The following is a 12614-nucleotide window of genomic DNA, read 5'->3' as shown; positions in this document are numbered from 1 at the left end:
CTTTGATCATGTCAGACCCTATCGCCATTGCCGCTGCCGACGGCCTGCCGTCGACACTGGACCTCGACCGCCTTGCACTGGCGAGCCAACAGTTGATCGAGGCCGGTCAGGCGCTGGATGCTGCCGGGCAGGTGCCGGCCACCGGTGGCAACTTCTCCTGTCGTCTCAGCGGTCGCCTGATGGCGGTCACCGCCTCGGGCTGCCACAAGGGCCGCCTGACCAGTGGCGACATTCTGGTCAGCGATTTTGCCGTCAGGCTGCAGGGCACTTCCCGCAAGGCCTCTGACGAGGCGCGCCTGCATGGCCAGCTCTACGAAGACCTGCCCCACGCGCAGGCGATTCTGCATACCCACTCCAGGGCCGCCACCGTGCTGTCGCTGTGTCATGAGGGCGACACCCTGAGCCTGGAGGGTTTCGAGCTCAACAAGGCGCTGGAAGGCGTCAAGAGTCATGAGACGGCGGTACGCCTGGCCGTCTTCGACAATACTCAGGATATCGAGGCGCTGGCGCTGGACGTGCGCGCCCGGCTGGCCGCCGATGCCGGTCTGCACGGCTACCTGATCCGCGGCCATGGCCTCTATACCTGGGCCAGCAGCATGACGGCCTGTCGCCGCCATGTCGAAGCGCTCGATTTCCTGATGGGTTGTGAACTGGAACTGAGGAGACAGCGATGAGCTTTCTGGCCATCTACGCCGAGCAGGACGCCTCGCGTCCGCAGTTGATCACCAATGATGGCGCGCAGATCGCCAGCGAACTCGAGGCCGAAGGCATTCGCTTCGAGCGCTGGACGGCGGGCTGCGAGATGAGTGACCCCACCGACCAGACGCAGGTGCTGGCGGCCTACGCCGACGATGTCGCGCGTCTCAAGTCCGAGAACGGCTTCGTCACCGCCGACGTGATCGGCCTGACGCCGGATCACTCTGACCGCGACGCCCTGCGCGGCAAGTTCCTCGATGAGCACCGCCACGCGGAGCATGAGGTGCGCTTCTTCGTGCGCGGCAGCGGCATCTTCTATCTGCATCTGGGCGAGCGCGTGCTGGCGGTCGGTTGCGAGAAGGATGACCTGATCGCCGTGCCGGCCGGCACGCCGCACTGGTTCGACATGGGGCCGACGCCGGACTTCACCGCCATCCGCCTGTTCACCAATCCGGAAGGCTGGATCGCCAACTTCACCGACAATGACATCGCTGCCCGCTTCCCGCGTCATGAAGCGCTGGCCGAGCACTTTACCCAGACCGCAGCCCCGCATTCCCAGGAGTCCGCATGATTCGCGCCATCGTCACCGATATCGAGGGCACGACCGGCTCGATTCGCTTCGTGCATCAGGTGCTGTTCCCCTATGCGCGCGCCAATCTGGGCGATTTCGTGCGTGCCAACGCCGAGCGTGAGGACGTCGCCGAGCAGCTGGCCGCCACCCGCGAGCTGGCCGAGGCGCCCGCGGCCGATCTCGAGGCCGTGATCGCCATTCTGGAAGGCTGGATCGACGCCGACCGCAAGGCCACGCCGCTCAAGGCACTGCAGGGCATGGTCTGGGCACAGGGCTACGCGGACGGCGACTTCACCGGCCATGTCTATCCCGATGCCGTGAAGGGATTGCGCGACTGGAAGGAACGCGGCCTGTCCTTGTATGTCTACTCTTCAGGCTCCATCCAGGCCCAGAAGCTGCTGTTCGGGCATTCCGATGTCGGCGATCTGACTCCGCTGTTTGCCGGCTACTTCGACACCACCACGGGCTCCAAGCAGGAAGCCGAGAGCTATCGCCGCATCGCCGGTCAGCTGGGCATTCCGGGCGCGGAGATCCTGTTCCTGTCGGATGTCGTCGCCGAGCTGGACGCCGCTGCAGCCGCCGGCTTCCATACCTGGCAGCTGGTGCGAGAGCCGGACATGGTCACCGGAGATCACCCGCGGGCCAGCCGCTTCGATGAGGTGTCCTTCAGCGGCTGAACAGGACGCTTCAGTGACAGGTGTCAGCCGTGGGCCTGTCAGATTTTCCATGAATACATCGTCCTCGTTCGAGGACACAAGGAGGACGAACGATTGCACAGCCAGACCGATAGCCGTGAAGTGGCCAGGGAGCGTGTTCATATCGTGGCGGCGCAGCCGCAGCATGCCGCGGATCAGGCCGAGGTGTTCTACCAGGCCGTCATGCAGGGCGCTGCCGGTCATTATGATCTGGCGCAGCGCCAGCAGTGGGCCGCGCGTGTCCCGCGCGACGCCGAACGCTGGGCCGCGCGTCAGCATCGCTTCGAGGTGCTGGTGGCGGAGCGTGATGGCCGCTGCATCGGCTTCTGCGAGTACGCCCCCGAATGGCCGCTCGCGCGCATCGAGATGCTTTACGTCTATCCGAGTCTGATGGGGCAGGGCATCGGCAGCCAGTTGCTGGCGGCGGCCGAGCGCGACCTGCGCGAGCGCAAGGTGCGCGTGATGAGCCTGGAGGCCAGTCTGACGCTGTCACCGGGCCTGGCCCGCCGTGGCTGGCTCAGCCTCGGGCTTGAGCACGTCAAGCGCGATGGCATCTGTCTCAAGCGCGAGCGCTTCGAGAAACGTCTCGACGAGTGACGCGTGCGTCACGGTGATATCGGAAATGAAGACGCCCCCGCCGGTCATCCGGCGGGGGCGTCTTGTGTCTGGCATGGTGTCAGTCATGCCGCGTGATCAGACGATCAGGCCATGGTGTCGACGATGCCGCCTTCCACGCGCAGTGCGGCGCCGGTGGTGGCGCTGGCCTGCTCGGAGGCAGCGTAGACGCTCATGTTGGCGACTTCCTCGGGGCTTGCCAGGCGCTGCAGGATGGAGGTCGGGCGGGCCTGCTTGACGAAGTCGGCCTCGACCTCCTCAAGTGACCTGCCTTGCTCCTCGGCGTTCTGCTTGAGCATCTCGAGCACGCCCTCGGAGCGGGTCGGCCCGGGCAGGATGGCGTTGACGGTCACTTGGGTACCGGACAGCACCTTGGCGAGCCCGCGTGAGACGGACTGCACCGCGGATTTGGTCATGCCGTAGTGGACCATCTCGCTGGGGATGTTGAGCGCCGATTCGCTGGACAGGAACTGGATGCGGCCCCAGTCGCGCTCCTTCATGCCGCGCGCATAATGGCGGGACAGGCGTACCGCCGACATCACGTTGACCTGGAAGAACTGCTCCCAGGTGTCGTCGTCGGTGTCGAAGAAATCCTGCGGGGCGAAGATGCCGACATTGTTGATCAGGATGTCAGTGTCCGGCACGGCGTGAATCAGCGTGTCGCAGCCTTCGCGTGTGCCCAGGTCCGCGGCCACGCCCTGTACCTCGCTGCCGGGCGCCTTGTCTCTGAGGCTGGCGACGGCCTCATCGACACGCGCCTGGGTGCGGCCGGTCAAGGTGACGCTGGCGCCTGCGCGGGCAAGCCCTGTGGCGATGGCGAAGCCGATACCGGCAGTGGAACCACTGATGATGGCGCTGCGGCCGCGTAGATCAATCTGCATGCAAACCTCCTTGCAGGGAGCGACGGCGACGAGAGCCCAGTCAGGTGCCTCGAGCTGTGTCGCTTTCGTCGTCCGGGTGTGCTCATTGCATGGCGATGCCGAACGCGCAATGCAAGGGGGGAGCGGCAGTGCAGATCAGATCTTGCGCAGATGCATGTGGCGCAACACCCCGCCGGGGCCGAGGTCGCGGTCCTCGAGTCGCTGCACCGCATGGCCCTCCAGCAGGTTGTCCAGCGGCACATTGAGGTTGGTCGCCACCAGTTGAGCCAGAGGATTGAGCAGACGACGCAGTCGCCCGGCCGGGCGATTGCCACGCAGGCCCTTGTCGAGCAGCGACAACTCGCCATCGCTGGCCAGCACGCGCAGCGCTTCATCGAAGGCGCGCTGGGGCTGGGGCACCACGGCGATGATCAGGTGGGCAATGACGACATCGAAATAGCCATCGGGGAAGTCGAGCGCCATGGCGTCGCCCGGCTTGACGTTGGCATCGAAGCCCAGCGTCTCGGCACGCTCGCGGCAGCGGCGCAGCATGGCGGGGGAGGCGTCGATCACCTCGAGTTCGATGTCGCGGGGCAGGAAGGGCAGGTCGAGCCCGGTGCCACCGCCGAGCAGCAGCACGCGGGTGCCCGCCTGGATATCGAGAGTCGCGATGGCATCACGCCGCGCGGAGCGCAGGATGCGGGCGGCCACACGGTCATAGATCGGCGCGTAGAGACTCCAGCGGCGCGTCTGCCAGCCGCCGCCTGATGCCCTGGGGGCTTCAGGTGGCGGTTGATGAGGAGATGGCGGGGACATGTGGCGCCTCCCTGGCGGCATGGCAATGTGTCGTGACAGCTGGGCCGGCGTCAGCGGCGACCTCTGCAGGACAGGAGCTGGCCAGCAGGAAGGCATTCACCTGTCGTTGGCTAGCGGGTCTCGACAGTGTAGATGCGCATCGACAGGTCGATGGAGGTCACGTCCTTGGTCAGCGCGCCGATCGAGATGCAATCCACGCCGGTGGCGGCGATACCCGGCAGGGTCGCCTCGCTGACGTTGCCGGAGGCTTCCAGCACGGCCGGCTTGGCATGCGCCTTGTTGCGCGCCACGGCCTCGATGAGCTGATCGTTGTCGAAGTTGTCGAGCATGATGACGTCGGCACCGGCATCCAGTGCCTGGGCCAGCTCCTCGAAATTCTCGACTTCCACTTCGCAGGTGACGTCGGAGGCGATGTCGCGCGCCTCACGCACCGCCGCCGCGATGCTGCCACAGGCGGCGATATGGTTTTCCTTGATCAGGAAGGCGTCATAGAGGCCGATGCGATGATTGTGGCCACCGCCGCAGCTGACGGCGTACTTCTGCGCGACACGCATGCCCGGCAGGGTCTTGCGGGTATCGAGCAGGCGCACGCCACTGCCCTCGACCAGCGAGGCATAGTGGCTGGCGCGGGTCGCGGTGCCGGAGAGTGTCTGCAGCAGGTTGAGCGCCGCGCGCTCGCCGGTCAGCAGTGAACGTGCCGGGCCTTCCAGCTCCAGGAAGGGCGCGTCGGCCTCGAGGCGATCACCGTCGCTGGCCAGCCACTTGAGGCTGACGCGCGGATCGAGGCGCCGAAACAGCTCATCGACCCAGGGCACACCGCACAGGATGGCCGGTTCGCGACTGATCACGCGCGCCTTGGCCCACTGGCGCTCCGGAATCAATTCGGCGGTGATATCGCCACCGCCGACATCCTCGGCGAGCAGGCGGGCGGCGCTGGTACGGATATCCTCGGCGAGGGCGTCGTGGAAGTTCATGCGCGTCTGATCCTTGTACGAAGAGTGCTGCCGGAGCCGGGGTCTGTGCGTGTGCCAGGGCAGTGGCACAGACCCGTGGCTGCCGAGCATGCCATAATGTGCGCCATTATAGGAAAAGCCACGCGAGCGGTCAGTCCCCGCGTGCGACGACCTTCCCGTCTGGAGTCTTCGATGCCCCCCTTGTCCTCTTCCCCGCGGTCGGGCCACCTGACGCGTCTGGCGGTCACCCCCGAGCACTGGCTGGAGAGCGCCCGTCAGGTGCCGTCTCCCAATCACAATGCTCGTCCCGAGGGAGAAGTCTCGGCGCTGGTGCTGCATTCCATCAGCCTGCCGCCCGGACGCTTCGGCGGCCCGGCCATCGAGCAGCTGTTCACCAATCAGCTCGACCCTGGCGCCCACCCTTACTTTGCCGATATCCATCAGCTGCGCGTCTCGGCGCATGTGTTGATCCAGCGCGACGGTCGCCTGGTGCAGTTCGTGCCCTTCGATCGTCGTGCCTGGCACGCCGGTCGCTCGCGCTGGCATGACGGTCAGCGTGAACGCGTCGAGCTCAATGATTTCACCATCGGCATCGAACTCGAGGGCGATGAGGTGCATCCTTATCGCGATGTCCAATATCGCACCCTGGCACGCACCGTGGCCGGCCTGATGGCGAGCTATCCCGCGCTGACGCGCGAGCGCATCACCTCGCATGCGCGGATTGCGCCGTTGCGCAAGACGGATCCTGGTCCGGCCTTCGATTGGGCTTACTTCGATCGCCTGCTGGACGACATTCATGACTAAGGTCGCAGGTGCCTCGCGATGGTGCATTGCAGCATTGTGTGGCGTCTCCAGGCAGGAAACGCCCAGTGGCGGGGCGCGTTGGTAGTTTTACTACATCACGGCCATCGAGGGCGGCTCAGTCTGGCGTATGAGTCCCGACCGCGAGGCGCATGAGGCCAGTGCTTCCGCGGGGCAGCCAAGCCTTGCACCTGCCCGGTGAGTCTTGCTGCCCTGAATTGGCACGCGGGGGTGTTTGCGGTATCTTTCACGCCAAATGACTGCATCTTGTGCCCTGCTTTGGCGCAGGATGCGCGTCGAGATTGACGGCCGGCAAGACCCGGTCACGACAGGTCTATCGGAGATGCGACCCACTCAGAAGGTCGTGCCCACACTGAAGAGCGCCACTGGTTTCGATATCGCTGTTCGTCGAAACGTTTGACAAAAAATTTCTTCACTCGGAGAGACGTCTATGAGTCTGGAGGCAAGAGAAGATCTCGATCCGATCGAAACCACGGAATGGTTGGACTCCCTGGAATCGGTTCTGGATCGTGAGGGTGAGGATCGTGCCCAGTACCTGATGTCACGCCTGGCTGACCGCCTGCGTCGTGATGGCCATCAGGTGCCCTTCTCGGTGACCACGCCCCATCGCAACAGTATCCCCGTGCATCGCGAAGCGCGCATGCCGGGCGACCTGTTCATGGAGCGTCGTATCCGTTCGCTTATCCGTTACAACGCCATCGCTCAGGTGATCCGCAACAACCGCGCCCACAAGGGCCTGGGCGGTCACATCTCGAGCTTCATGTCCAGTGCGACGCTTTACGACGTAGGCTTCAACCACTTCTTCCGTGCACCGGAAGGAGATTTCGAAGGCGATCTGCTTTATATCCAGGGTCACGTGGCGCCGGGCATCTACGCCCGTTCCTTCCTGGAAGGTCGTCTCAGCCAGGAGCAGATGGACAGCTTCCGTCAGGAAGTCGACGGCAACGGCCTGTCTTCCTATCCGCACCCGTGGCTGATGCCGGATTACTGGCAGTTCCCGACCGTCTCCATGGGCCTGGGCCCGATCCAGGCGATCTACCAGGCGCACGTCATGAAGTACCTCAACTCGCGTGAGTTGAAGTCCATGTACGACCGCAAGGTGTGGTGCTTCATGGGTGACGGCGAGTGTGACGAGCCGGAATCCCTGGGTGCCATCTCGCTGGCTGGCCGCGAGAATCTCGACAACCTGATCTTCGTCATCAACTGCAACCTGCAGCGTCTTGACGGTCCGGTGCGCGGCAACGGCCGCATCATGGACGAGCTGGAAGGCGTCTTCCGTGGTGCCGACTGGAACGTGCTCAAGGTCACCTGGGGTCGCTTCTGGGATCCGCTCTTCGAACAGGACAAGAAAGGCATCCTGCAGAAGCGCATGGACGAAGCGGTCGACGGCGACTACCAGAACTACAAGGCCAATGGCGGCGCGTACACGCGTGAGCACTTCTTCGGCAAGTACCCGGAGACGGCCGATCTGGTCAAGGACATGTCAGACGACGATATCTGGCGTCTGAACCGTGGTGGCCACGACCCGTACAAGGTCTACGCGGCGTATCACGAAGCGGTCAACAACGCCAATGGTCGTCCGACCGTCATCCTGGCGCACACCGTCAAGGGTTACGGCATGGGCATGGGCGATGGCGAAGCGGCCAACGAAGCCCACCAGGTCAAGACCATGGAACACGAAGCGCTGAAGACATTCCGCGATCGCTTCGGTATTCCGCTGACCGACGAGCAGCTCGAGGAAGTGCCGTACTACAAGCCGGCGGACGACAGCCCGGAAATGAAGTACATGCACCTCATGCGCGAACGTCTGAACGGCTACCTGCCGCAGCGTCGCACCGAGTATGAAACGCTGGAAATCCCGCCGCTGGACGACAAGATCTTCGCGTCCCAGCTCAAGGGTTCCAACGGCCGCGAAGTGTCCACCACCATGGCCTTCGTGCGCGTGCTCAACGGGCTGGTCAAGCACAAGACCCTCGGCGAGCGTGTCGTGCCGATCATTCCTGACGAAGCGCGTACCTTCGGCATGGAAGGCATGTTCCGTCAGCTGGGCATCTACACCGCGGCAGGCCAGAAGTACGAGCCGGTTGACAAGGGGCAGATCATGTATTACCGCGAGGACCAGAAAGGTCAGGTCCTCGAGGAAGGTATCTCCGAAGCAGGCGCCATGTCTGCGTGGGTGGCGGCGGCAACGTCCTACGCCAACCACAACCTGCCGCTGATGCCGTTCTACGTCTACTACTCGATGTTCGGCTTCCAGCGCATCGGTGACCTGGCGTGGGCCGCAGGCGACCTGCAGGCACGTGGCTTCCTGGTCGGCGGCACTGCCGGTCGTACCACCCTGAACGGCGAAGGTCTGCAGCACCAGGATGGCCACAGCCATATCCTGGCCTCGACCATCCCGAACTGCCGCACCTACGATCCGACCTACGCTCACGAAGTGGCGGTCATCGTGCAGGACGGCATGAAGCGCATGTTCGAGCAGCACGAGCCGGTCTTCTACTACCTGGCGGTGATGAACGAGAACTACGAGCAGCCAGCACTCGAGACGGTGCCCGCAGAGGACATCATCAAGGGGATGTACCTGCTCAAGGAAGGCGGCAAGGACGGCAAGGCACGGGTTCAGCTGCTGGGTTCCGGCACCATCCTGCGTGAAGTCGAGGCAGCCGCCGAGATGCTCAAGCAGGACTACGGTGTCGACGCCGACATCTGGAGCGTCACCAGCTTCAACGAGCTGCGTCGCGAAGCGCTGGAACTGGATCGTCAGGCCTTCCTCAAGCCGGAAGAGACCCCGGCCAAGCCGCACATCACTCAGTGTCTGGAAGGACGTGACGGCCCGGTCGTGGCTGCCACTGACTACATGAAGCTGTTTGCTGACCAGGTTCGTGCCTGGGTGCCGGCTGACTATCACGTGCTCGGTACCGACGGTTTCGGTCGTTCCGATACCCGCGAGAAGCTGCGTCACTTCTTCGAAGTCGACCGCAACTTCGTCACCGTCCAGGCCCTGAAGGCGCTGGCGGATCGTGGTGAGATCGACCGCAAGGTGGTCGCGGAAGCGATCAAGACCTACGGCATCGACCCCAACAAGCCGAATCCGCTGAACGTCTGAGCGGAGATCGCGGAACAGGCGAGCGGCACTCCCTCCTCGACATCATGATGATGCGCAGGTGATTCGGGTGTCGCTCCCCGTGCACGTTTTGGAAGGAGCACGATCTTGAGCAGCGAAATCATCAAGGTTCCCGACATTGGCGGTAGTTCCGATGTCGAGATCATCGAGATAGCGGTGGCGGTGGGAGATGTCATCTCCGCCGAAGACACCATGATCACTCTTGAGTCCGACAAGGCCAGCATGGATGTGCCGGCACCGAAGGGCGGCAAGGTGGTGAAGATTCTCGTCAAGGAAGGCGACACCGTCTCCGAAGGCGACGATATCCTGGAGCTGGAAGCCGAAGGCGGTGGTGACACCTCCTCTGACGCTTCTGACGAACAGGAAGCGCCGAAGGAAGAGGCTCCCAAGCAGGAAGCCTCTGAGCAGCAAGCGCCGAAAGAGTCCGCTCCTGCACCGAAGGCCGCTTCCAGTGGCACCCAGACCGTCGACATCGTCGTGCCGGACCTGGGCGACTCCGAAGCCGTGCCGATCATCGAGATGGCCGTCTCCGAAGGCGACGAAGTCGACGCCGAAGATGCGCTGATCACGCTGGAATCCGACAAGGCCAGCATGGACGTCCCGAGCCCGCACAAGGGCAAGATCGTCAAGCTGACCGTCAAGGAAGGCGACAGCGTCGCTTCCGGCGACGTCATCGGTCAGATGGAAATCGCCGGTGAAGGCGGTGACAGCGCGTCTGATTCCGCGCCGGCCGAGCAGGCTTCTTCCTCCGAGCCCACCTCTGAAGATACGTCTTCCGAGGCACCGGCTGCTGAAGAAGAGCCGGCCTCCGGTGAGCCGGAGCGCAAGGAATTGCGTGTCCCGGATCTGTCCGGCAGCGACAGCGTGCCGATCATCGAGATGGCCGTGGCCGTCGGTGACGAGGTCAACGAGGAAGACGCGCTGATCACGCTCGAGTCCGACAAGGCGACCATGGACATCCCGAGCCCCTACAAGGGCAAGGTGGTGGAGCTTTCCGTCAAGGAAGGTGACACCGTCTCCGAGGGTGACCTGATCGGTTACATCGAGGTCGCGGGTGCCGCGCCTGCGCCGAAGGCTGCCAAGTCCGAAGCGCCGGCTGCTCCCAAGGCGGAAAAGAGCGAGCAGAAGCCGGCTCCGACACCGGCCGGTGCGCCGAGCCCGGAAGCCCAGATGGCCGCTCACAAGCCGAGCAAGGGTGCCAAGGTCCACGCAGGACCTGCGGTTCGCCTGCTGGCACGTGAGTTCGGTGTCGACCTGGCGGACGTCTCCGGCAGCGGTCCGAAGGGCCGTGTGGTGAAGGAAGATGTCCAGGCCTACGTCAAGCAGATGATGCAGAAGGCCAAGTCCGCACCGGCAGCACCTGCCGCGCAGGCCACCGGCGGTGCCGGTATCCCGCAGGTGCCGGATCAGGACTTCAGCCAGTTCGGTGAAATCGAAGAGAAGAAGATGGGCCGCCTGATGAAGGCCGGTGCCACCAATCTGCATCGCAGCTGGCTCAACGTCCCGCACGTGACCCAGTTCGATGAAGCCGATATCACCGAGCTCGAGGCCTTCCGCAAGTCCATGAAGGCCGAGGCGGAAGCGGCAGGTGCCAAGCTCACGCCGCTGCCGTTCATGATCAAGGCGGCGGCTCACGCGCTAGCCAAGTATCCGCAGTTCAACGTCAGCCTCAAGGCCGACGGCGAGACCCTGGTGCACAAGAAGTACGTGCACATCGGTATCGCGGTGGATACGCCGGACGGCCTGATGGTGCCGGTGATCCGCAATGCGGATCAGAAGAGCCTGCTGGACCTGGCCAAGGAGTCCGTGGAACTGGCCAAGAAGGCGCAGACCAAGAAGCTCAAGCGCGAAGAGATGACCGGTGGTTGCTTCACCATCTCGAGCCTTGGCTCCATTGGCGGTACTGCCTTCACACCGATCGTCAACACGCCGGAAGTCGCCATCCTGGGCGTCTCCAAGGCGCAGATGAAGCCGGTGTGGGACGGCGCTGCCTTCCAGCCGCGTCTGATGATGCCGCTGTCACTGTCCTACGATCACCGTGCGGTGAACGGGGCGGATGCAGCACGTTTCACGGCGTATCTGGCTCAGGTGCTGACCGACGTGCGTCGCATGCTGCTCTGATGATGCCTATGGCATGAGGCGCGGGTGCCGTGACCTTCCTGGAAGGTTTCGGCGTCCGTCGCTGACAGGTCTGGCTGACATAACGGCCTCCTTCGGGAGGCCGTTTTTTTGTGCATGTCCGTTGGCGTGGCAGGGCGGCGACAGCTGTTGCTGCCCTGCACAACATGCGATGCTTCACGCCAACCTGCCGCGATCTGCCGCATCGTGCTGGCACGACCCGGGAAGGCCGGTTCTCGCAACACACAAGGAGCAAGACAATGGAATGGTTGATGGACCCTTCGGCATGGGTGGCCCTGGCGACCCTGACCGCGCTTGAGATCGTGCTGGGCATCGACAACATCATCTTCCTGTCGATTCTGGTCGCGCGGCTGCCCGAGTCCCAGCGTCAGCGCGGGCGCATGATCGGCCTGGGCCTGGCGATGGGCATGCGCATCGTGCTGCTGATGTCGCTGTCGTGGCTGATGTCATTGACCGCGCCCCTGTTCAGCGTGGCCGACTTCAGCTTCTCGGGACGCGATCTGATTCTGGTCTTCGGGGGCCTGTTCCTGCTCGGCAAGAGCACCCACGAGATCCACGCCAACCTGGAAGGCGAAGACCCTGCCGAAGAGGGCGCGAAGAAAGGCAGCGCCAGCTTCATGGCAATCATGGTCCAGATCGCCTTGATCGATATTGTCTTCTCGCTGGATTCGGTGATCACGGCGGTGGGCATGGTCGACCACCTGATGGTGATGGTCATCGCCATCGTCATCTCGGTGGGCATCATGATGGTGGCCGCCAAGCCCATCGGCGATTTCGTCGATCGTCACCCGACCATCAAGATGCTGGCGCTGTCCTTCCTGATCATGGTCGGCATGATGCTGATGGTCGAAGGCTTCGGTGTCCACGTGCCCAAGGGCTACATCTACGTGGCGATGGCCTTCTCACTGGCGGTGGAAATGCTCAACATCCGTCTGCGCAGCAAGCGCGCCAAGGCAGTGCGTCTGCGTCGCAGCAGCCAGGCGGAAGACGTCACCGAGTGAGACACTGGCACAGCAACGGCTGACATGACTCAGCCTGATCACGCCACGGCGACTGGGCAAGGTGGCCCGGCGTGAGTGGAAAGACGCCCTCTGCGACCGCGTGCCGCAGGGGGCGTTTTCGTGTCATGACAGCCGTGTATGGCAGGTCGGGAACCGGCGAGGAGGGCGACAGGCCCTCCTGCGCGCCAAAACAGTGCCAAAGGGCGGCATACGCGCCTTTGGTGTGCTTGTGCCGGCGTCGTGTGAACGGTATCGTCAGCTCTACATTGCATGGCGATGACATAATGAGATCATCCGTGCGCGCCGTCGTTTCGCGCAGCAC

Annotated in this window: 11 protein-coding genes; 8 read left to right on the top strand and 3 right to left on the bottom strand. The window is 63.8% G+C overall.

The features are described from left to right. The first annotated feature begins 8 nt into the window (after positions 1-8). The 4 genes from R2R70_RS14725 to R2R70_RS14710 all read left to right on the top strand — a co-directional run bounded on the left by R2R70_RS14725 (position 9) and on the right by R2R70_RS14710 (position 2559). Entirely contained in the window at positions 9-674 is a 666-nt protein-coding gene (locus R2R70_RS14725; protein WP_410978384.1) for a methylthioribulose 1-phosphate dehydratase, read from the top strand. Then, positions 671-1267 (top strand): 1,2-dihydroxy-3-keto-5-methylthiopentene dioxygenase, encoded by a 597-nt coding sequence (locus R2R70_RS14720; RefSeq protein WP_410978383.1) that lies wholly within the window; start codon positions 671-673, stop codon positions 1265-1267. The genes R2R70_RS14725 and R2R70_RS14720 overlap by 4 nt, the downstream gene beginning before the upstream one ends. Beyond that, positions 1264-1944 (top strand): acireductone synthase, encoded by a 681-nt coding sequence (mtnC, locus tag R2R70_RS14715; protein WP_410978382.1) that lies wholly within the window; start codon positions 1264-1266, stop codon positions 1942-1944. The genes R2R70_RS14720 and mtnC overlap by 4 nt, the downstream gene beginning before the upstream one ends. Positions 1945-2037: 93 nt before the next feature. Further along, positions 2038-2559 carry a GNAT family N-acetyltransferase gene (locus R2R70_RS14710; RefSeq protein WP_234368093.1) on the top strand — a complete coding sequence of 174 codons (522 nt, stop codon included), beginning with the start codon at positions 2038-2040 and terminating at the stop codon, positions 2557-2559. Positions 2560-2663: 104 nt separating this feature from the next. Here the strand turns inward: R2R70_RS14710 and R2R70_RS14705 are convergent, their stop codons facing one another. From R2R70_RS14705 to nadC, 3 genes are all read right to left on the bottom strand, one after another. Further along, positions 2664-3458: an SDR family NAD(P)-dependent oxidoreductase gene (locus R2R70_RS14705; protein WP_410978381.1), complete on the bottom strand. Its 795-nt coding sequence runs from the start codon at positions 3456-3458 to the stop codon at positions 2664-2666. A 135-nt stretch (positions 3459-3593) separates the two neighbouring features. Further along, positions 3594-4253 carry a class I SAM-dependent methyltransferase gene (locus R2R70_RS14700; RefSeq protein WP_410978380.1) on the bottom strand — a complete coding sequence of 220 codons (660 nt, stop codon included), beginning with the start codon at positions 4251-4253 and terminating at the stop codon, positions 3594-3596. Between the two features lie 110 nt (positions 4254-4363). Continuing rightward, entirely contained in the window at positions 4364-5227 is an 864-nt protein-coding gene (gene nadC / locus R2R70_RS14695; RefSeq protein ID WP_054556845.1) for a carboxylating nicotinate-nucleotide diphosphorylase, read from the bottom strand. A gap of 171 nt (positions 5228-5398) precedes the next feature. Between nadC and ampD the strand changes: the two genes are divergently transcribed. The 4 genes from ampD (at position 5399) to R2R70_RS14675 (ending at position 12292) form a co-directional block, all read left to right on the top strand. Further along, entirely contained in the window at positions 5399-6010 is a 612-nt protein-coding gene (gene ampD / locus R2R70_RS14690; RefSeq protein WP_410978379.1) for a 1,6-anhydro-N-acetylmuramyl-L-alanine amidase AmpD, read from the top strand. A 448-nt stretch (positions 6011-6458) separates the two neighbouring features. Further along, complete coding sequence (aceE, locus tag R2R70_RS14685) at positions 6459-9134, top strand: pyruvate dehydrogenase (acetyl-transferring), homodimeric type (protein WP_043333779.1); 2676 nt, start codon at positions 6459-6461, stop codon at positions 9132-9134. A 105-nt stretch (positions 9135-9239) separates the two neighbouring features. Beyond that, on the top strand, positions 9240-11273 hold the full coding sequence (gene aceF / locus R2R70_RS14680; protein ID WP_410978378.1) for a pyruvate dehydrogenase complex dihydrolipoyllysine-residue acetyltransferase: 2034 nt from the start codon (positions 9240-9242) through the stop codon (positions 11271-11273). Positions 11274-11530: 257 nt separating this feature from the next. Then, on the top strand, positions 11531-12292 hold the full coding sequence (locus R2R70_RS14675) for a TerC family protein (protein WP_043333781.1): 762 nt from the start codon (positions 11531-11533) through the stop codon (positions 12290-12292). Positions 12293-12614: the final 322 nt, after the last annotated feature.

It is taken from the genome of Cobetia sp. SIMBA_158, from assembly GCF_046566945.1.
Taxonomy (GTDB): domain Bacteria; phylum Pseudomonadota; class Gammaproteobacteria; order Pseudomonadales; family Halomonadaceae; genus Cobetia; species Cobetia amphilecti.
Note: the sequence above shows the minus strand (reverse complement) of the source record. Positions and strands in the feature narration are given on the sequence as shown.